This is a genomic window from Flagellimonas algicola (assembly GCF_005937185.1).
GTDB classification, from domain to species: Bacteria; Bacteroidota; Bacteroidia; order Flavobacteriales; family Flavobacteriaceae; genus Flagellimonas; species Flagellimonas algicola.
In genome coordinates this window covers 1,169,158-1,191,249 of record NZ_VCNI01000001.1, presented here as the reverse complement: position 1 = coordinate 1,191,249, position 22,092 = coordinate 1,169,158, and the positions used below count along the sequence as shown (strand labels likewise).

Sequence of the window (22,092 nt, the reverse complement as noted above, 5' to 3'; positions counted from 1 at the left end):
TGGGTTAGTTAAAGTAATCTTGTAGGTAAAGCCCCTGATTGGAGATTAGTTTCTCATTTAAATAGTGATAATACCGTGTTGAAAAATCCACAAAAACCTTAAGCTGCTTCTCAACTCCGTTGGTCAGTGAATACAAATGGGCAATATCATTGCTGGAATCATCCGGATCACGTTTAAACATGCATAGTTTATCTGAAACAGGGTCATATTTGATGTCATCAATCCCGGTAAGCTGGGGAATAGTCTGTGAGGTATCCGCTACATAATCGTAAATAACGGGATTGCCATTAATGTTACTGTAAACCACAATGCCCTGATTGGGAACAAAGAAAGCCTCATGTAACGAAACATTTCCAATTTTGCTTATAGCAAGTACTTCATTGAAGGTGCTTCCATCCCAGCGATAAACTGCATTGTTGTTAATAAAGGTTTCTCCATCATCTGCAATAAAAAATTGATACTCAATATTGGATTGATATAGCAAGTTTTGCGTGTTGGCATCATAAATGGACAAAGATTCCCGACTGAGCTTTTCCAAAATAATGAAACCATTCCTATAGTAGGTGTGGATGTTGTGGGTGTCTGCCGAATAGTCCGCCGCATTCCAAGAACTTAAAATTTCAAGGGTATTCACATCAATCAAATAGGTGGAATCGCTTAGGTCCAGTATCAAGTTGTTCGAAATTGGATCTACCGTTAAATTGGCAAAGCTGTCGGTAATGGTAAAATAGTTTCTGGAGGCAACAATCTCCAAAGTTTCGGGATCCAATTCATGAATTATCACATCTCTTGGGGCGTTATGGGTTGTGCCACCATCAAGCACAACCGTGAAAATCGAATTCCGTGTGGTGCTCATGACATAATTTTCGCCGCTTTTGGCCTCAAAAGTCTCCCCAAAGTGCATTTCTCCTGAAACAAAATGGAGGTAGGTAAAGTCATTTTCTCGTTGTAAATTCAAGGAATGAACTTCAGTCTGTCCAAAGACTGGGGCATCATCCACGATGAGTTCCCCTCCTCGGTTGCTCAAATCAACAAAGGTATTATTGGGCCTCATGTTATAGGTGTATAAATCAAAATTGCCGTACAAGGGATGTTCTGTCCATAGAACTCTATATTGCGAATCATTGATAACTTGTCCTCTTAAACTTGGGTAGTCCAAGGAAATACCCATACGATTGCCCGTGGATTCGGCGTATCTGTTACTTAGCATTATCTCATATTCCAATTCGAGATTTGTGCTCAGGGCATCATTGAATTCTCCGGCCAAAATATCTTCTGGGGTAAGCTCAATTTGACGAAGTATCCGGTTGTCCTCTGGATCATAGACCAAAAGAAGAGCCTCGTCAAAATTTTGCTGCCCAACATCCTCCCATCGTATCCAAATGGTACCCTCGCTGACATCGACATTAGTAAGCGTTATAGGATCTGGACTTGACTTGTCTACCGTAAACGTATAGGCAATGGAACCCTCCATTCTTTCCAGGTCATTTAAATCGGCCAAACTTCCGGTTCCAGACGAGTATTGATAGCGAACTCTCAGCGTATGCTCTCCTTCGGAGAGGGCGTCCGTGTTGACAACGAACGAACCTGTACGATCTTGAGTTCCCAATATACCTTGGCCATCAATGTCAACATTGATGCTATACAGCCTATGCCTAGGGTCGCTGTTGAAACTATAGGAAACCGTTCTTGGTGCATTCAGACTAACGCCATCTTCAAAAGGTTCAACCGTGATGAGGGCGTTGGAGCCTTGATCCTCCAAATCGGCAAAAAAGTCCTCCGAAAATTGAAAAGAACAGCTATTAAAAAATAAAACGAAAAGAGATAAAGGGATGAGGTTGATTTTTGATTTGGTCATCTATAGCAATAAAGGTTGATGGTTGGCAAGATATAGCGTTGGGATCTTGTACCTAATTTTATGCGATTAAATATCAGGGATATTGGATAAACGAACAAATTTTGGAACAGAATTCTCTGACAAAACTTAAAGAACTATCTAGCGCTTCTGGATTTAATGTTCTTTTTACATCCATCGATGATTTCCACAATCCGCTTTTGCCGGGTTTCTTCCCTTTTGGCTTGGTTTAACCAATAGAGGTAACTCTTTTTTTGCGACCGGGTAAAACTTTGAAAGTTGGAAAATGCCTTTTTATTTCGATTGAAAGCCTTTTGTAGATCGGGAGGAACTACGCAGTTTTCCACATCGTCCAATGCAATCCAAGAACCATTATCCTTGGCTATTTTAATGGATTCCAAACCACTTTGGTGCATTTGGTCACTAGCCATCAATTCTTCAATGTGGTCCTTGTTGACCTTGCTCCATACACTTTTGGGTTTTCTAGGACAAAAGTATTGCCTACGTTTGCCCTCTCCCAGACTTTTTACCGTACTGTCAATCCATCCATAGCATAAGGCAACCCTTACGGCTTCCTCCCATCGCATACTTTCCATGGGATGATCCACTTTATATAGAATCAGATAAATCCCTGCAGAGGAATCGTGATGATTATGCAGCCATTTGCGCCACTCAGCATCATTTTTAAAATAATGTTCCGGAATTTCCTTCATTTAGATTTGTTCAGTCTCAATATAAAAGTTCTCATCAAAGACCAAGGTAGTGCCACTCAACTTTTCCGTTTTCCATTCCGAATTGGGATAAATCCACTGCTCCTTACTATCAACAAAGAGGCGAATGGGCATGTCAAAATCTTCTACAACATCCACATATCTAAAACGTAACGCATCCCCCTCTTGTTTGTATTCCAATTTGGGGATCATTGCAGTTCTCAGATATTGATTGAAGAAAGCGGACAAGTCTTTTTTGGTTTTCTTGCTGATATAGTTTTCAATTTGCTTCGTAGTAACGGTTTGATGGTAAAACTCCTCATTCAATCCCCTTAAAATAGCTCTCCAAAGCTTATCGTCTTCCAGCAGTTGTCGCAAGGTGTGCAACATGTTTGCTCCCTTATAGTACATGTCTCCAGAACCAGACTTATTTACGTTGTATGGGCCAATGATGGGTCTATCGTTTCTGATGTTTTTTCGGGTTCCAATAACATACGCTGCAGAGGCTTTTTTGCCATAATGGTAGTCCAGATAAAGATTTTCAGAATAGGCTGTAAAAGACTCATGGATCCACATATCGGCAATATCCTTGTAGGTGATATTGTTGGCAAACCACTCATGTCCACCTTCATGGATAATGATAAAATCGAACTTCAATCCCCATCCGGAACCGGAAAGGTCACGACCCAGATACCCATTCTGATATTTATTTCCATAGGTTACAGAACTTTGGTGTTCCATTCCCAAGTAGGGTACCTCTACCAGTTTAAAACTATCTTCATAAAAAGGGTAGGGGCCAAACCAATGTTCAAAGGCTTCCAACATCATGGAAGTTTGTTTGAATTGCTCTTTAGCCTTGTCCAAATTATCCCGAAGCACATAATAATCCACATCCAAAGCACCCTTCTCACCTTCGTATTTTTCCCCAAAATGGACGTAATCCCCAATATTCACATTTACGCAGTAGTTGTTAATGGGATTGGAAACAAACCACGTAAAATTTTTGGTGGTATCACCTTCACTGGTTTCAATCAGTCTGCCATTGGAAACGTTCATCAAGTTCTTGGGAACATCCACACTAATGCGCATGCTGTCCACCTCGTCGTACATATGATCCTTGTTGGGCCACCAAACACTGGCGCCCAAGCCCTGGCATGAGGTAGCGGCAAAAGGCAGGTTGTTATCGTCCCTGCTCCATGAAAACCCTCCATCCCAAGGTGCGCGGACAGCTTTTCTTGGTTCTCCGGAATAGACGACCTTAAGTTCGTTGTAATCCCCTTTGCGTTGTTTCTTTTTTAGTTTGACAAAGTGGGCAGGGCCTATTGAGGTAAACTCCAAGGGTTGATTGTCCTGGGTTACCTCATCAATTTGTAAGGGTCGCTGTAGGTCAATTTGGATGACATCTGCTTCTTTGAGAACCTTATATCTAATACGATTGAAGCCTGAAATATATTCTGCTTCAGGGTCTACCTTGAGGTTCAGGTCGTAATAACTCACATCCCACCATTCCCTTTCTGGGGTAATACTGCCCCTTAGCGTGTCCAGTTGGGTAAACATTTGAGCGGATACGCCTGTCATTATTCCCAAAAGCATTACACTTAAAACAATTTTATTTTTCATTCCAACACGTTTAGTATGATTTTTAAAGGTCTCAACCTATCTGAACACTTTATTGGGAAACACTACTGGGCTCTCATGCCCATCTGCTCCGACCGCAGCTATCCCAAAAAAGAAATTATCAACAACAATGCCGTCTAGGACAAATTCAGTGACATTCCCAACAGATTTGTGGTTGTCCCAGGTAGGGGAGGTAGTGTCCCTCCAATAGATTTTGTACCCCACAGCGCCATCTACCTTGCTCCATTTGAGCTTGGCCGAAGGCTCCACAATTCCTCCAATTTCAACGGTTGTTGGGGCTGGGGGAGCCCAAGCTATTGACGCCAAATTAATGGCATTAACCGCAGTAAGCTTTTTGGCATAATCAAAGTTGACATGTTCCAATACATCGCCATAGGAAATGCCGTCCTCCACCCTTATATCTTGATGTTGCTGAGTGTAATTCTCATGGGCTTCCATTATTCTAATCCCAGCAAAACCGACGTCGTTGAAAGGTCTGTGGTGACCCCCTCTACCAAATCGATCTAGCCGATATACCATGATTGGGTTCATTTCTGGCATATAGGTTTGAGTGGTTTTATGGACGTAACGGGCCAGTTGTCTTGAAATGCCGTCTACTTCGCCACCATAAAATCGTCTTGCTCTTCGTTGTTGTTCTGTCTCATTGGGCGGAACCGGTTCTGAGAAGATGCGGAAATCTCGATTGCTTACTACACCATCAACCCCGGTTATGTTTCCAATCATGTCGTTGTTCATGATACCAATGATCTCCCATCCTTTTTCCTTGGCATGGTTTGCCAAACCCTTGCCCCCAAAGAGACCTTGTTCTTCCCCAGATAGTCCCACATACATAATGCTGTTCTCAAATTGGTAGTTGGAGAGTACCCTGGCTGCTTCCAAAGTTCCGGCCATTCCACTGGCATTATCGTTGGCGCCGGGTGAGTCCGAAGTGTAATTGTTAGGGTCACTTACGCGAGAATCAATATCCCCACTCATAATAATATATCGGTTAGGGTATTTGGTGCCACGCTGAACCGCCACCACATTGACTACCCAGACATCTTTGACAATACGCTGACCTTCCTCTTTTTTAACCAAGTTTTTTTGATAGAAAACTTCCAGACACCCATTACAGGAGGCAGATGTGTTTTCAAATTCAGATTTGATCCATCGACGAGCTGCTCCAATGCCTCGGGTTTGCGAAACCGTATCGCTCAAAGTATGCCGTGTGCCGAAGTTGGCTAATGTGGTCACGTCATTTTTAATCCTTTCAGCAGATACTGAATTGATGATATCATAAAGTCTGGGATCAGTCTGCGAAAAGACAAAAGAAGCACTAAAAAGCGCAATGAGAAGGATGTAATTTCTTTTCATTTTAATTTCCTATCAGTTCAATGAAGGTTCCGTCTGGATCCTGTACCAATATAAATTTCCTCCCATCAGGAATGAGGGTTGGTTTCTGGCTAAGTATTGCAATGTTGTGGTCTTCCAATCTTTGGGTTACGGCATCCAAGGATTTATAAAAGATGGTAATGTACCGCATTCCATTGCGGTCTTGAATGTGCTTTTCCTCCTCATTTTTTTCGTTGCCAAAGGACATCAATTTATACTCTGTTGCATTGGGATCATCATAAAGCTTTAAAACTGTGACATCGAAAGCTTTTCCCCCGGTCAAACCTGTTTTTTTTGCCATTTCGTCGGTCACGGAGAATTCTCCCAATTCTTTCATTCCAATGATATTGGTATAGAAGTCTAAGGAGGTTTCTAAATCTGTTACTGCCACTCCAATGGATATATAAGGTTTATCGAATTCAGTTTGGGCCATGGTGGGATTTAGATAAATGAAGGACAGTAGTCCTAGGAAAAAGGATAATTTCATGGGTTGGGATTTTAAAAATGAGTTGTGAATGTAACAAAAGCTAAGGAATTTTCTAAATGTTGGTCTGGCTAATACGACGACCCTTACCGGATAAAGGTAACCTTAGTGATTTTTCCATCTTCTACCTCATAAATCGCTGCTGCACTAAAACTGGATTTGGTGCCCGTTATATACTCCTCATCAATCACTTTGTTGCCAATAACCATGCGGTTTTTGATTTCGCAGTGGAGATTTGGCGTGGATTTGAAAAACTCTTCGTATCTGGCTTTCATTTTCGTTTTCCCTTTCATAAAGGACTCGTTTGGAAAGTTGAAAAGTTCAATATCATCTGCATAGGTCGCCATAAAGGCATCTATATCCCTTGCGTTATACGCATCCAACTGGGATTGCACCACGGCCTCGGTATCATTGGTTTCCCGATCTGGAAATATAAACCGCATGGAAGCGATGAACCCGTTCTTTACCTCATAAAGAGCCACTTGATGCCCTTTTCTCCCGTCTACCAGGGTGATTTCCTCATCTATGACAGTATTTCCAATTCTGATGCGCTTAACTACTTCAACTTTGGCCTCTTTGGTGTTTTGGTAGAAGCGATCGTAACTATCGGTCATTTTCTGTCGACCCACATACATAGGGTTATTTGGAAATCGCTCCACCACCACATCCTCACTATAATTGGAGACAAATCCAAACAGATCCCGATCATTGAAGGTCTGGACCTGCCGGTCAATAACGCTTATCGGAGATACCTCTGCAACAAAGGCCAAACGATTACCACTTGGATTGATGGCCATTCGGGTAATGTTATTGATCTCATCCAAATCAAATTCCATAACCATCTGCCATTCTTTATCCGTTGAGATATCAAATTTGAGAATGGATTTACCCATCCCGGCAAGTAGTATTTGTCCATTTAACCAGCAAACATCCTCACTTTGGTTAGGGATATCGGCAATTTTCTTAGTAAGTCCACTGATGGGATCCAATGAGCGAATTTCCCAAGGTTGACTTGCCTTACTCACGTAACTGACCAAGTTGGTGTCGGGAATTTTATGAAAGGATCGACCAGCATTTCGGGCTATGGTTTTTTGCGTGCCTTCCTTTATGTTACTGACCACTAAGTCCATGCGATTGTCAACAAGAACAGAATTGACCAAAACATCTTCATTGAACCAGACGTGATAACCCACTTTTTGATTGGGTAAGATGGGCTTGGATTCCCCTGTTTTCAAATCGTATTCGTACAGCAATTGCAAACCATCCAGATCCAGTCGAATGGAAGATATCGCATTTTTATTCGGAATTTTTAAAGGAGAATATTCACTTCCCGTTGGCGTATTGCTCACCCATTCCGACGTGCTTCCCCTTTCAATGTTGAATTTTTTGATATCGGTTTGATCAGCTCGGGTTGCCGAAAACAGGATGGTATGATCATCCATGAAAGAGGGTTGGTTGTCATAGCCGTGATTGTTTGAAATGTTTTTGGGATTGGATAGCACTGGATTTCCGTTTTCCAAGCTTAAATCAAAAAGGTACACTTCCGTATTGGCCTGCGAAAACAGACTTTGAAAGGAGGTAAGGAGTAAAATTATGGGGATAATTCTTAAAGTCATGCGTCTACAAGTTGATGGAGCAAATCACGGACACGTTTGGTGTTTTCCACATAGTACCTGGCCTGTGTCTTTTTGAGCCCCACTTTAACGGTCACAGCAGAATCCGGTAATTCTTGAAACATAAATTCGTCCGTCCAATCATCTCCAATGGCAAAAACAAAGTCGTAATCATCTTCTCCCAGCATGCGCACAGAAGCTCGACCTTTGTTTACGTTACTACTCTTTACTTCCATGACCTTATTGCCGTTTAGCACGCTGATATCGTCGTTCCCAATAAGGCTGGTTAGCACCGTGTTAAGTTCTGTGGCCCTTTTTTGGCCAAAATCAGGATCGGTGTTTCTGTAATGCCAAGCCATGGAGTAATTCTTTTCTTCAATAAAAGATCCCGGTGTTCGATCCACAAAGGACTCCAATACCGGTTTTATTTTTTCCATCCATTCACCCTTAACGTTTTCCAACATTCTGAAGGGTTCACCTTCGGTGGAAATCCACACCCCATGTTCTACGATCATGTTGTATTTTTTGTCCAGGAACCACTTGGTAAACGTTTGTTTGTCCCTTCCACTGATTAAAAACAGCGTCGTATTCTTGTCGTTATGCAATTGATCCAGCAGCTTGTATAACTCAGCATCAGGGGTCGCTTTTTGGGGATCCTTATGGAATCCAGTTAGCGTACCGTCATAGTCCAGGAATAACAGGCGTTTCTTTGAGCCGGCATATTGCTTGCTGATTTGATTTAGAATGGAATTGGACAGTTTTTGGGAAACAAAGGTGTCGTCCCCCTCACTTTTTTGGTTGAGGGCATTCATAAATTCATTGGCCCATACCTCTACATTGTATCGTTCCAATCTGTTTTGAAGGAACATGTTCCTCGCCATTTGTTCCTCTTTGGGCATGGTAATGGCTTGTTTTAGGGTATCTGCCTGTTGTTCGAAATTATTGGGGTTGATGAGGAGAGCCTCGTTCATTTCGTAAGCGGAACCGGCCATCTCACTTAAGATCAAGACCCCAGTTTTGTCTATTCGGGTGGCGATGTACTCTTTGGCCACCAGATTCATCCCATCCCTCAAAGGCGTTAACCAGGCAATGTCACTACTGGTATATAGGTCGATAAGGTTTTCAAAGGGCATGGAACGGTAGAAGTACCAAATTGGAGTCCAGTTGACCGTGGAGAGCTCCCCATTGATACGGCCAACCAGTTCATCAATTTCCTTTTTTAAGAGTTGATACTGCGGTACGTTGGATCGTGATGGCACGGCCAAAATAATCAATCTAACTTTTTCCTTGTATTGCGGATACTTGTTTAAGAAGTACTCAAAAGCATTGATGCGCTTGGCAATTCCTTTACTATAATCCAATCGATCTATGGATATAATCAGTTTGGTATCCGGTGCCGACGCTTTGTGGTCATCCAACTTAATCTGAAAATCGGAGCGGTTTTCCGGTGCATTCTTTCCATGGGCAATGGCCGCATCCCTAAATTTTTTGTAGTCGATTCCCATAGGAAAGGAATCTACTTTGATTACCCTGTGATCTTGATAAACATCATTAAAACTCACTTCAAGTCCTAATAGTCTGCGAACCGAACTCAAAAAATGACGTTCGTAATCGTAGGTGTGGAATCCTATTAGATCTGAACCTAATAGTCCTTCCAGGACTTCTTCCCGCCAAGGCATGGTCCTGAAAATCTCGTAAGAAGGAAACGGAATGTGCAAAAAGAATCCAATGGAGGTATTTGGCCTTTTCTCACGTACCATTTGGGGCACCAACATCAGTTGGTAATCATGCACCCAGATGGTGTCATCCTCATTGGATTGTTCTATGATAGCGTCCGCAAATTTTTGATTCACGGATTTATATACATTCCAGAAATCAAGCTCAAATTCCGTGTATTCCAAAAAGTAATGGAACAAGGGCCATATGGTCCTATTGCTAAATCCAAAGTAAAACCCATCAATTTCGTTTGCAGTAAGGTTTACCTTGGCACAGCCATGCTTGGCTAGTGCTTTGTCAATTTCCGATTCAAGGTCCGCAGGTGTATCCTCTTCAGTAAGTCCAGACCATCCAATCCATAAACTTTCGCCCCCACTGTGTACCGATTTCATTCCGGTGGCCAAGCCTCCAACACTTGGGGTAGCGGTGAGTCCACCATCACTTATTTGCAATTGTACTGGTAGTCTATTGGAAATAATTATAGTTTTACTCATGAATCGTGATTTTAGGATCAAAATGTAATAAAATTCCTATTTTTTCGATTTAATAGAAGGTAAAAAAACCATTATTTAACCAACAGAAATTTAAATCCTGACTATGGATAACCTAAATTACGGAATAATTGGTAACTGTAGAAGTGCCGCGTTGATTTCCGATACTGGCTCCCTGGATTGGTGCTGCCTACCCCAATTTGATTCCACTTCAGTTTTTGCCAAACTCCTGGATAACAAGAATGGTGGGAGTTTTGAAATCAAAACCAAATACAATTACGAAATACATCAAGAGTACTATAGAAATACTGCTATTTTGGTAACTCGCTATTCCGATGGTGAAAACACTTTTGAGGTTCATGACTTTATGCCGAGGTACCATAAGTTGACCGGAAAATACAATGCCCCACCGGAAATTGTGCGATATGTAAAACACATCTCTGGGACTCCAAGGTTTAGCGTTCATTACGATCCCAGATTGGAATATGCGCAAGGGAATACCGCCAACCATGTAAAGGCCAACTTCATTGTGAGCCTGACCAACAAGCAAAAATTTGACACCCTTTTTCTCTACACCTCGTTCAACAAGAATAGGGTAATGGACGGGGAGGAAATTGTGCTTAAAGAGGATGGGTATTTTTTGATTTGCTACAATGAAAAAATCCTGAAACCGACCACAGAGAAAATGTCATTGGAATTGGAACGTACCAAGATTTATTGGCTGGATTGGGTGGATAGAACTCCGACTTATAAACAGTTCAATGATGAAATCATGCGTAGTGCCATTACCCTAAAAATGCTGACCTATGATAAAACGGGGGCGGTATTGGCCGCAGCCACAACCTCCTTACCGGAAACCATTGGGGAGGTACGGAACTGGGATTATAGGTTTTGCTGGATCAGGGATGCCTCTATGGTGATCAAGGTGGTGTCTGAGTTGGGGCATAAGAACTCCGCCAAAAGATATTTGCAGTTTATTATTGATTTGATGCCAGACAAGGATGAAAAACTCCAGATCATGTATGGGATCAACAAGCAAAAAACGCTTACTGAAAAAACCTTGGAACACCTAGAAGGTTATAAGGGTTCCAAACCCGTGCGTATTGGAAATGCAGCTTATAAGCAAAAGCAGAATGACATTTATGGCATTCTTATGGATGTAATCTATGAGCAATTGGTCAAGTTCAGCAACGATATGGAGAATGGGGAGGAGCTTTGGAGCATTACCAAAGGAATTGTTTGGATTGTAAGTAAACACTGGCGGGAACCGGATAAAGGAATCTGGGAATTCCGCGGGGAAGATAGGCACTTTACCTTCTCCAAGGTGCTCTGTTGGGTAGCTTTGGATAGAGCGATCAAGGTGGCACGAATTTTTGGAAAATCAAGGAAGATCGAAAAGTGGACCGCGCTTGAACAAGAAATCAAGGAGGATATACACGAACACGCTTGGAATCCAGATAGAAATGCCTTTGTGCAATCCTATGGTTCAAGTGATTTGGATGCCTCTGTACTGCTCATGGAGTCTTACGGATTCATTCATGCCAGAGACCCAAAATTTGTGAGCACAGTGCGAGCCATTGAGGAGGATTTGAGCAATGACGGTCTGCTGTACCGCTATAAAAATGAAGATGATTTCGGATTACCATCCTCATCCTTTACCATTTGTACGTTTTGGTTCATCAATAGCTTGTTCAAAATAGGGGAGGAGGAAAAAGCTTTGGCCCATTTTGAGCGTTTGCTAAGTTACAGTAACCACCTCGGTTTGTTTAGTGAGGATATTGACTTCAAGACCAAGCGGTTGCTAGGGAACTTCCCGCAAGCTTATTCCCATTTGGCCTTGATAGAATGTGCTATCAATTTTTCACGCAAAAAGAGCGAGGAGAAAATCCTGGAATCTATTGGCTGAGCTGTTTGGCCAATAGTTTTTCAGCTACTGATTTTATCTTTTCCAACAGTTGGGACAGATGCTTGGTGGTGGTGAACGGATTCATCAAGGTTGTTCGTAAATAATGGACACCACGCAACTTGGTTTGCACCAAATAGAATTCACCATCTTCCAGTAATTCCTGGCGTATGGCTTGATTTATGGAATTTAGCTCTTCTAGATTCAAACCAGCGTCTAGATATCGAAAACATAGAATATTGGATTGGGGTTCAAAAGCGAGTTCGAAGTGGTTATCTTTCTTCAACAACTGTTCAAATTCCATGGCTAAATCATAGAGTGTGGTCACGTTTTGGTCAAAAACTTCTTCCCCATACAGTTTTAGCATAATGTACCAATGCAAGCTCATCATGGATTTGGTGCATTCAAACGTTCGTTTGCCCCCATTGTACCAATCTTCCTCGTCCGTATGTGTCAGCAAATAATCCGCCTTTTGGGTAAATGTGGTGTGCGAATGCTTGCCTTCCTTATAAATCAAGGCGGTGGTAATGGTGGGCATCATCATCATTTTATGTCCGTCGATAACCACAGAATCAGAACTTTCGATCCCATTGAGCAAATGTTCGTATTTCTTGGAGAATATGGCAGCTCCGCCATGGGCACCGTCCACATGAAACCATAAATTGTGTTTTTCGGCAAATTGCCCAATGGCTTCCAAATCGTCATAGATTCCAGTTGCAGTGGAGGGAGCACTTCCTACTATGGCAAACACCTCGATACCATTTTTTTTGGCTTCTTGGTAATAGGGTTCCAATTTTTCCACATCTATGGTGTAGGTACCCGTCACCGGAACCTTGATAATGCCAACTTCACCCAGCCCCATGATTTTGGCTGCCCTGTCCACACAATAATGAGCCTCCTCGCTAACCATGATGCCCAACTTATGAGTGAGTCCGTTGTTCCAAACATCGCTGTCAACCATAGCCTTTCTTGCCGATAACAGAGCTGTTAGATTGGCCAACGTTCCGCCGGAAGTCAGTATGCCCCGGGAATTTTTGTCATAGCCGATTCGTTCACCCAATAAATCACACACTATACGTTCCATGGCGGTTGGAGCCATTCCCATTTCGTACACCGCCATTCCGTTGTTCAATATGGAACCAATCATTCCTGTAAGTGCTCCGATGGGAGCGGGGGCAGCTACTTGATGCCCCACATATTTAGGATTGTGGGTATGGATGGTACGTTCCAGGATTTGGGGAAAGAAATCGGAAAGATTTCCTTGTTCCAAAAAAACCTTCCAAAGGCCTAGTTCGTCTTCAGGATTTTTCCAATTCATGGTCTTCTGGGATGAACCAGATAATGACTTTTCCAGGTGATTGGCCAAAAGGTCGATAAGGGTATGTCCTTGATTTCTAAAACTCTCCGAATTGTAGACGGTATTCAGCAATTTTTCATCCATGGAATAAAGGTATGCGGATTGCCAAAAGTGTCAAAATAAACCATAAAAAAACCGCCCCTTTCGAGGCGGTTCCAAATTGAGCTTTGTTTCAGCATCATTTGAATTAGTCAAAGGTATACCCATTATCCGCTGCAACCTTGTCCGCAACTAGGGTGCGGAGTGCCACGACATTGGGTTGATTTGTATATTTCGTAAAACGTTTGAGTCCCATGAGCATCATACGTTGTTCGTCGCCTTCAGCAAAAGAAACTATCGCTTCTTTTCCTTTTTGATTTATAATATCCACCGCGCGGTACAAATATAACTTGCTCATTGCAATTTGTGCTGCTTGGGAATCTTCTCCAAATCTTTTGGCGTTTTTCTCCGTGCGTAAGATAGTGGATTCTGCCAAATAAATCTGAATCAAAATATCCGCAGCCGACATCAATAACATCTGATGTTCCTCTAATGCTGGCCCATACTTTTGTACTGCGCTTCCTGCAATCATTAGAAACACTTTTTTCAAGCGGGTCACCAAATCTTTTTCTTCAGAAAAAAGTTCTGAGAAATCGGGAGTATCAAAGGACGGGATGCCCATCAATTCTTCGCCAACTGCCGTGGCAGGCCCCAATAGGTCCACATGACCTTTCATAGCCTTTTTAACCAACATGCCTACAGCCAACATTCTATTAATCTCGTTGGTACCCTCGTAAATTCTGGAAATTCTGGCATCTCTCCATGCAGATTCCATAGGCGTGTCTGCACTAAAGCCCATCCCACCAAATATTTGAATGCCTTCATCAGTGGTGTGCTGCACGTGTTCCGAAACTGCCACTTTCAAAATGGAGCACTCAATGGCATATTCCTCAACACCTTTGAGCTCTGCTTCTTGGTGACTGTTTCCGTCTGCTTCACGCAAAGCGATTCTATCCTCAATATTTTTGGCCGCTCTATAGCAAGCTGATTCATCCGCATAAACGTTGGTGGCCATATCGGCCACCTTGGCCTTTATAGCTCCAAAGTTCATAATTGGAGTTTTAAACTGAATACGCTCGTTGGCATATTTTACCGCTTCTGTGGTCACTCGGCGTTGAGCTTCTAAACAAGCAGCAGCCAACTTGATTCGACCTACATTTAGGGCATTCATGGCTATTTTGAACCCATTTCCTCTTTCAGAAAGCATATTTTCAACCGGAACCTTGGTTTCGTTGAAAAATACCTGACGGGTAGAGGAGGAGTGAATCCCCAGCTTCTTTTCCTCATCTCCTAGTGTGATTCCATTTTCTGGGTCGTTTTCAACGATGAATCCAGTAATATTTTTATCATCCTCAATTCTGGCAAACACAATAAACAGGTTACAGAATCCCGCATTGGAAATCCACATTTTTTGACCAGTGATATTGTAGAACTTACCATCTTTAGACAACACAGCTTTGGTCTTACCTGAATTGGCGTCCGAACCTGCTCCGGGTTCTGTCAAACAGTACGCGCCAAACCATTCGCCCGTTGCCAATTTGGGCACGTATTTCTGCTTTTGTTCCTTGGTGCCATATAGGGTTATGGGCATGGTGCCAATACCGGTATGTGCTCCAAAGGCCGTACTGAAGGAACCAGTAGCCCCAGAAATATAATCGCATACCAACATGGTAGAGACAAATCCCATTCCCATACCGCCGTAAGCTTCTGGAACAGCAATGCTCAACAAGCCCAATTCGCCAGCTTTGCGCATGGTTTCTTCGGTATAAGCATAATCTTTCTGCTCAAAACGTTCCCAATGGCCCCAAAGGTCACGATCCACGAACTCTTTGGTGCTTTCCCGCATCATTTTTTGCTCCTCGTTGAGGTCTTCAAGGGTAAATACGTCTTCGCATTTGGTTTCCTTGACCAAGAATTGCCCGCCTCGTAGGATGTCTTTATTTAGGGTTTCCATTCTAATTAATTTTTAATGCTCAATTTTTAATTTTAAATGCTTCTCAGATTCTCCTGTGAGGTCTTCACAATTTTGGTAAGAATCTTTATTATTTCATCAATACCTTTTAAATGCTCATTACAGTTTACTTGCCCAAGTTTGGAACGATCCAAAAGTTTTAACCAATATTGTGTTTCCCTAGCTTCTTTAGAAGCAATTGCCATTTTATGGATAAAATCCTTTTTAGATTCCGCAGCAGTCGCCTCATTCACATTTGCTCCAATACTAGTGCCGCTTCTCAACAGTTGTTTTGAAAGAACGAATTCTTTATTTTTTTTAAATCCTTAAACAATTCAATTATCGAAAGCGAAAACTCAAATGTCTTTCTTAAAATAACATTGTCCTCCTTCACCTCATTCAACATTCATACTTCAAAATCTAAAATTGCTTTAGTTCAGAAACTCGTATATCCCCGCGGCTCCTTGTCCAGTTCCAACACACATAGTCACCATGCCGTATTTTCCTTTCATATTGCGTTTGCGCATCTCATCAAAAAGTTGAACCGACAGCTTGGCCCCTGTACAACCCAGAGGATGTCCCAAGGCGATTGCGCCACCATTCACGTTCACTATTTCCTGGTTTAAATCCAGCTCGCGCATAACAGCAAGAGATTGTGAAGCAAAGGCTTCATTCAACTCAATCAATTCTACATCATTCTGTTTTAATCCGGCTTGTTTCAAAGCCTTTGGAATGGCTTTTACGGGTCCAATTCCCATAATTCTGGGTTCCACTCCGGCTGCGGCATAATTGACCAAGCGGGCAATAGGTTCCAGATTCAATTCCTTTACCATTTCCTCGCTCATCACCATCACAAAGGCTGCTCCATCACTCATTTGGGATGAATTTCCTGCGGTAACACTTCCTCCAGCTGCAAAAACTGGGCGTAATTTGTTCAGGGTAGGAATATTGGTCCCTTTCCGCGGTCCTTCATCCTTACTTACGGTATAGGACTTGGTTTCTTTTTTTCCCTCTGCATTGACAAAGGTGTGTTCCACCTCTATCGGAACAATTTGGTCCTGAAAACGATTTTCTTCTTGGGCCTTAAGCGCTTTCATGTGGGAGCTATAGGCAAATACATCCTGGTCTTCCCTTGATATTTTGAATTGATTGGCCACTGCTTCGGCCGTTAATCCCATACCCCAGTAATAATCTTCATTTCCTTCCTTTGCTGTAGCGTAGTCAGGAGTAGGTTTGTATCCGCCCATGGGAATGTAACTCATACTTTCAGAACCCCCGGCAATAATACAGTCTGCCATTCCAGACTGGATTTTAGCGGTGGCAATTCCAATGGTTTCCAAACCGGATGCACAATATCTGTTGACCGTAACCCCGGGCACATCGTCAATTTCTAATCCCATTAAGGAAATCAAACGAGCCATGTTCAAGCCTTGTTCTGCTTCTGGCATGGCATTTCCGACAATGACATCATCAATGCGTTTTTTATCCAGATTGGGCAGCTCCTTCATCATGTGCTCAATGGTTTCCGCTGCCAGTTCATCAGGTCTTTTAAACCTAAACAAACCTCTGGGAGCCTTTCCTACTGCCGTTCTATATGCTTTAACTATGTATGCTGTTTTCACGTACGTGATTTTAAATGTTTAATGTTTAATGTTGAATGGGTCAATTCAAAATTTAAAATTCAACATTATTAATTTCTTAAAGGCTTGCCTGTTTTCAACATATGCTGTATACGTTCCAAAGTCTTTCTTTCGGTACAAAGGGATAGGAATGCTTCTCGTTCCAAATCCAAAAGATATTGCTCGGTGACATAGCTGGCCTCGGACAAATCCCCACCAGCCATTACATAGGCCAACTTATCTGCAATTTTCTTGTCGTGTTCAGAAATATAGTGTCCGGCTTCCATGGAATCCGTTCCAACCAAGAACATACCCAAAGCCTGTTTTCCAAGAACCTTAACATCCTTGCGTTTCACCGGTTTAGTATATCCAGCCTCTGCCATGAGCTTGGCATAAGCCTTAGCTGTAGCTATTTGTCGGTCTTTATTGACAACCACTACATCTTTTCCTTTTTGCATGATTCCCAAATCGTAAGCCTCATAGGCCGAAGTGGACACTTTGGCCATTCCAATGGTGAGGAAATACTCTTGCAACACGTTCAATTCTACATCGTTTTTACGGAAGGTATCCGATGCCCGTAGCGCCATTTCCTTGGAACCACCTCCACCTGGGATGACCCCAACACCAAATTCCACCAATCCAATATAGGTCTCCGCAGCGGCAACAATTTTATCCGCGTGCAACGAAAGCTCACATCCACCACCTAAACACATACCGTGTGGTGCAGAAATAGTCGGAATTGAGGAATAGCGCATCCGCATCATGGTGTCCTGGAAGTATTTGATGGCCATATTCAGTTCATCATACTCTTGCTCCACGGCCATCATAAAGATCATTCCAATATTGGCCCCAACCGAGAAATTGGCAGCTTGGTTACCTACCACCAATCCCTGGAAATCCTTTTCTGCCAAATCAACAGCTTTGTTGAGTCCGGCCAGAACATCACCGCCAATGGTATTCATCTTGGATTGGAATTCGATATTCAAAATACCATCTCCCAAATCTTCGATGACTACCCCACTGTTCTTGAACACCTCATTGGATTTCCGGATGTTATCCAGAATAATAAAGGCATCCTGACCGGGTACTTTGGCCATTGATTTTTTAGGAATATTATAGAAATAGGTCGCACCATCTTTTACAGAGTAAAATGAGGTAACACCAGCTTCTTTCATTTCGGAAACCCAAGCTGCAGCCTCCAGGCCTTCGGTTTTAATGAATTCCAGACCTTTTTCCAGACCTACAGCGTCCCAAATCTGGAAGGGACCGTGTTCCCAACCAAATCCAGCCTTCATGGCATCGTCTATTTTATAAAGCTCATCTGAAATTTCAGGAATTCTATGCGAAACATAGGCGAACAATGCGCCAAAGCTTTTTCTGTAAAATTCCCCAGCCTTATCTTTTCCAGCAGTTAGTACTGAAAAACGGTCCACCACCTTATCAATGGTCTTGGTCAATTCCAGGGTAGCGAACTTGGCACTTTTTTTGGCACGATAGTCCATCGTGTCCAAATCCAAAGTTAAAATCTCGCTTTTACCTTTATCGTCCTTTACTTTTTTGTAGAAACCTTGTCCGGTTTTGCTCCCCAACCATTTATTTTCCACCATTGTGTTGATGAAATCAGGAAGCTGAAACAACTCAAGACGTTCGTCCTCTTTGCAATTTTCATGGATGCCATTGGCTACGTGTACCAAGGTGTCCAATCCCACAACGTCAACTGTGCGAAAGGTTGCAGATTTAGGTCGACCTATAACAGGTCCCGTAAGTTTATCCACTTCTTCCACGGTCATGCCCAAATCCTTTACGGCATGGAAGAGACTTTGAATGCTGAAAATTCCAATCCGATTACCAATAAAAGCTGGTGTGTCTTTGGCTACTACCGATGTTTTTCCCAGGAATTGCTCTCCGTATCCATTGAGGAAATTCAGTACTTCTTTAGAGGTCTTGGGTCCAGGAATGATCTCAAATAGTTTCAGGTACCTGGCCGGATTGAAAAAGTGGGTTCCACAAAAATGTTTTTGGAAATCCTCACTTCTTCCCTCACTCATAAACTTGATGGGAATACCCGAGGTATTGGAAGTGATCAAGGTGCCGGGTGTTCTATGCTTTTCCAGGTTTTCGAATACCTGTTTTTTAATATCGAGGCGTTCCACCACCACTTCAATGATCCAATCTACGTCTGCAACCTTGGCAATATCATCTTCCAAATTTCCAGTAGCGATCCTGCTGGCAAATTTTTGATGGTAAATGGGGGAGGGTTTAGATTTTAGTGCAGCTGCCAAGGAATCGTTCACGAGTCTGTTTCGCACTACCTTGTCTTCCAAGCCGAGACCCTTGGCTTTTTCCTTCTCGTTAAGTTCTCGGGGAACAATATCCAATAATAGTACTTCGACCCCGATGTTGGCAAAGTGACAGGCTATGCCACTGCCCATAATGCCGGAACCGATTACGGCAACTTTATTGATATGCCTTTTCATGTAAGCGTTGGAATTAATTTGTTGATTTTATATATATTTTTTTATCTACGATAAGCTTGTTGATCACTGCCGCTGTCTTAAAAAAGCTGGCCAAATCCTCTTCGGAAACATGTTCTTTGACCACCTCGTTGAACCGAAGCACCACATCTTTGGAATCTTTTCGTTTGTCCAGCCCCAAAGCTGTCAAATGGATTAAAACACCCCTCCCGTCCTTTGGATTGGGCTTCCGTTGAATGTATCCCCGTTCCTCTATGTTTTTCAGAATTCTGGACAAGCTTGTTGCCTCCATGCCCATTTTGGGTCCCAAAGCGGTACTTGGGGTACCTTTTTTGGGGTCTATGCTCAGCAGGGTAAAACCTATGGCCATGGTAAGCCCGTAGTTCTTGGCCTCTTCATTATACATCTTGCTAACCGCTTGCCAGGTGGCCCTTAAAGCATAATCAATGGTCAAATCTTTCATGGAACAGGATTGGTGTGACCAAATATACAAAAATTTATTATGCATGCATAATAAATTTCAGAAATCGAAATTAAAAAAGCCCGATGTAAGTCGGGCCAATTATTTTGGTTGGTCTGGCACTCTAATTAATACCCGTAAATACTATTGTACAGGTCTAGATATTTTTCCTTTACAATTTTACGGCGGAGTTTCATCGTTGGGGTTAGGTGACCATCATCCACACTCCAAACATCCGGGGTAAGCCTAAATTGTTTTACTTTTTCCCATTTGGCAAAGTCCTCGTTGGCCATGTCCACTTCTTCTTGGAATCGGGAAATGACTTTGTCATTTATTGTAATATCCGAGTTGGCGCCCACAGTTATCTCATGGCGTTTGGCCCATTCGTGCAAAAACTCAAAATTTGGTTGGATTAGGGCGGCCGGCATTTTCTCACCTTCGCCCACTACCATGATCTGCTCTATAAATCGGGATTGCTTAAAGCGATTTTCCAACAATTGCGGAGCCACATACTTTCCACCAGACGTCTTGAACATTTCCTTCTTACGATCGGTGATCCGTAAGAAACCTTCAGCATCCACCTCACCTATATCCCCAGTGTGGAAGTAGCCATCTTTAAGAACTTCGGCGGTTTTTTCAGGGTCTTTGTAATACCCTTGCATAACCTGTGGGCCTTTAATACAGATTTCGCCATCATCGGCAATTTTCACTTCTGTTCTGGCAATAGGTCTTCCCACCGTTCCAATTTTAAAACCGCTTTCCCGCATATCATTAACGGAAACTACGGGAGAAGTCTCAGTTAAACCATATCCTTCCATTACGCCCATTTCAGCAGCGTTGAAAATTCGTGCCAAGCGGGGTTGTAAGGCAGCACTACCTGAGGCTATTAATTTCAAGTTGCCGCCAAGTCCTTCTTTCCACTTGCTAAAAATAAGTTTACGGGCCAAGGCCAGTTTCTTTTCGTACCACCAACCATTTTGTCTATACGGTTCATATTTTAAACCCACTTCAACGGCCCAAAAGAAAAGCTTTCTTTTAATACCAGTAAGTGCTGCTCCTTTGGATATGATTTTGTCATATACCTTTTCCAACAAACGAGGAACCGCTGTCATCACATGTGGTTGGGTTTCCTTGAGGTTGTCACTTATGGTTTCCAAGGACTCGGCATAATGTATGGCCACACCTCTATACTGGTACAGATAAATTAGCATTCGCTCATATACATGGCATAGGGGCAAAAAGCTCAAGGAACGGGTTTCACCATCCACAATGGGAAAACGCTTGGAACTTTCAATGGCGTTGCTAACCAAATTATCATGGGACAGCATTACGCCTTTGGGCCTTCCCGTGGTTCCCGAAGTATAAATCAAGGTGGCCAGGTCATTGGGTGTTACCTGCGCTTTCAACTTTTCCACTTCTTCCTGATTGGATGTGTCCGCACCCATATCCAACACTTCTTTCCAGTTTTTGCAATTGCCCAATTCGTCAAAGGAGTAGACATCCTTTAAATTCTTGATTTTGGATGACACCTCGAGCACCTTTTCCAAAACCTCGTTACAGGAAACAAAACAATATTTTGCCTCGGAGTGATTCAGAACATATTCATAATCCGCCGCTGAGATGGTAGGGTAAATAGGTACATTTTGTGCACCTATTTGCAATATCCCTATATCCATAATATTCCATTCCGTTCTGTTGGTCATGGAAATCACGGCAATTTTGTCGTTTGGTTGAACCCCCAATCTCAACAAAGCTCGGCTAACGGCATTGGCCTGATCAATATAGGCCTGCGTGGAGGTAGGCACCCACTTTCCGTTGTATTTGGTAACCAGCGAATTTTCAAGGGGGAATTTTTCCAACTGGTAATATGGAAAATCAAATAATCTGGTAACTGTTTGCATAGTAAGTTTCTGTAAAGTAATTGCAAAATAGGAAATAGGACCCAGATTAAGAAATGGTATTCTTACTATAGCGCAGGAAAAATTTAAAATTTGACAATGAGGTTTCGGCTAGGCCGATGGAATTTCATCGATGGAATAATACACCTTAAGCCCATTTTTTTTGGCCACCTCCACGTCCTGGTCTGCACCCTTGGATTCCCCTGGGATTCGGAGGATGGCATCACATTTAAGCAGCATACGATGCGCTGCTGGATACTGGATTTCCTGCCAGACTTTATCTCCTGGTTCTTTTGCTCCGGCCAATTTAAGAAGGGGCAAGGCCAACCATTCCCCAATGATGGGCATATGCCCCATTCGGAACAGCGGCAAGGCCATAGCCTCTAAGCGCTCCAAGTTCTTTTTCATAAGCTCAGGGTCGTTGTTGGTGCCACTTCTATAGGGGCCTGCTATCAATATCATCATAATAAGGCATTTTTGATATTGATAAAGTAAGCTGGAAATGTTTTGATG

The 22,092-nt window shown here is 42.6% G+C and carries 16 protein-coding genes; 1 reads left to right on the top strand and 15 read right to left on the bottom strand.

The genetic code is table 11. The features are described from left to right. Positions 1-4: 4 nt before the first annotated feature. From FGG15_RS05275 to FGG15_RS05245, 7 genes are all read right to left on the bottom strand, one after another. On the bottom strand, positions 5-1,858 hold the full coding sequence (locus FGG15_RS05275) for a hypothetical protein (RefSeq protein ID WP_138833937.1): 1,854 nt from the start codon (positions 1,856-1,858) through the stop codon (positions 5-7). Positions 1,859-1,992: 134 nt separating this feature from the next. After that, positions 1,993-2,568, bottom strand: a complete 576-nt coding sequence (locus FGG15_RS05270) for a YdeI/OmpD-associated family protein (RefSeq protein ID WP_138833935.1) — start codon at positions 2,566-2,568, stop codon at positions 1,993-1,995. Beyond that, complete coding sequence (locus FGG15_RS05265; RefSeq protein ID WP_138833933.1) at positions 2,569-4,185, bottom strand: M1 family metallopeptidase; 1,617 nt, start codon at positions 4,183-4,185, stop codon at positions 2,569-2,571. Between the two features lie 36 nt (positions 4,186-4,221). After that, positions 4,222-5,556 (bottom strand): M28 family metallopeptidase, encoded by a 1,335-nt coding sequence (locus FGG15_RS05260; protein WP_138833930.1) that lies wholly within the window; start codon positions 5,554-5,556, stop codon positions 4,222-4,224. 1 nt (position 5,557) lies between these two features. After that, positions 5,558-6,061, bottom strand: coding sequence for a VOC family protein (locus FGG15_RS05255; protein WP_138833928.1), 504 nt, complete (start codon positions 6,059-6,061; stop codon positions 5,558-5,560). Between the two features lie 83 nt (positions 6,062-6,144). Then, positions 6,145-7,674, bottom strand: coding sequence for a nuclear transport factor 2 family protein (locus tag FGG15_RS05250; RefSeq protein ID WP_138833926.1), 1,530 nt, complete (start codon positions 7,672-7,674; stop codon positions 6,145-6,147). Next, the gene (locus FGG15_RS05245) at positions 7,671-9,881 is read right to left on the bottom strand and encodes a bifunctional alpha,alpha-trehalose-phosphate synthase (UDP-forming)/trehalose-phosphatase (protein WP_138833924.1); all 2,211 of its coding nucleotides are present in this window, start codon (positions 9,879-9,881) and stop codon (positions 7,671-7,673) included. The genes FGG15_RS05250 and FGG15_RS05245 overlap by 4 nt, the downstream gene beginning before the upstream one ends. A 103-nt stretch (positions 9,882-9,984) precedes the next feature. On the opposite strand from FGG15_RS05245, the gene FGG15_RS05240 reads away from it, so the two are divergent. Then, a complete protein-coding gene (locus tag FGG15_RS05240; protein ID WP_138833922.1) occupies positions 9,985-11,784 on the top strand; it encodes a glycoside hydrolase family 15 protein in 1,800 nt (599 codons plus the stop codon). On the opposite strand, the gene FGG15_RS05235 is transcribed toward FGG15_RS05240, so the two are convergent. From FGG15_RS05235 to FGG15_RS05200, 8 genes are all read right to left on the bottom strand, one after another. After that, positions 11,774-13,222 carry a pyridoxal phosphate-dependent decarboxylase family protein gene (locus tag FGG15_RS05235; RefSeq protein WP_138833920.1) on the bottom strand — a complete coding sequence of 483 codons (1,449 nt, stop codon included), beginning with the start codon at positions 13,220-13,222 and terminating at the stop codon, positions 11,774-11,776. The two genes, FGG15_RS05240 and FGG15_RS05235, sit on opposite strands and share 11 nt — an antisense overlap. Before the next feature lie 103 nt (positions 13,223-13,325). Continuing rightward, complete coding sequence (locus FGG15_RS05230; RefSeq protein ID WP_138833918.1) at positions 13,326-15,131, bottom strand: acyl-CoA dehydrogenase family protein; 1,806 nt, start codon at positions 15,129-15,131, stop codon at positions 13,326-13,328. A 32-nt stretch (positions 15,132-15,163) separates the two neighbouring features. Further along, the gene (locus FGG15_RS05225) at positions 15,164-15,412 is read right to left on the bottom strand and encodes a four helix bundle protein (protein WP_313790982.1); all 249 of its coding nucleotides are present in this window, start codon (positions 15,410-15,412) and stop codon (positions 15,164-15,166) included. A 147-nt stretch (positions 15,413-15,559) separates the two neighbouring features. Continuing rightward, complete coding sequence (locus FGG15_RS05220) at positions 15,560-16,750, bottom strand: acetyl-CoA C-acyltransferase (RefSeq protein WP_138833916.1); 1,191 nt, start codon at positions 16,748-16,750, stop codon at positions 15,560-15,562. A gap of 68 nt (positions 16,751-16,818) precedes the next feature. Next, complete coding sequence (locus tag FGG15_RS05215) at positions 16,819-19,224, bottom strand: 3-hydroxyacyl-CoA dehydrogenase/enoyl-CoA hydratase family protein (RefSeq protein ID WP_138833914.1); 2,406 nt, start codon at positions 19,222-19,224, stop codon at positions 16,819-16,821. 13 nt (positions 19,225-19,237) lie between these two features. Further along, positions 19,238-19,684 (bottom strand): MarR family winged helix-turn-helix transcriptional regulator, encoded by a 447-nt coding sequence (locus tag FGG15_RS05210; protein ID WP_138833912.1) that lies wholly within the window; start codon positions 19,682-19,684, stop codon positions 19,238-19,240. Positions 19,685-19,809: 125 nt separating this feature from the next. Continuing rightward, positions 19,810-21,582 (bottom strand): AMP-dependent synthetase/ligase, encoded by a 1,773-nt coding sequence (locus tag FGG15_RS05205; RefSeq protein WP_138833909.1) that lies wholly within the window; start codon positions 21,580-21,582, stop codon positions 19,810-19,812. A 108-nt stretch (positions 21,583-21,690) separates the two neighbouring features. Beyond that, on the bottom strand, positions 21,691-22,044 hold the full coding sequence (locus tag FGG15_RS05200) for a TIR domain-containing protein (protein ID WP_138833907.1): 354 nt from the start codon (positions 22,042-22,044) through the stop codon (positions 21,691-21,693). Between the last annotated feature and the right edge of the window lie 48 nt (positions 22,045-22,092).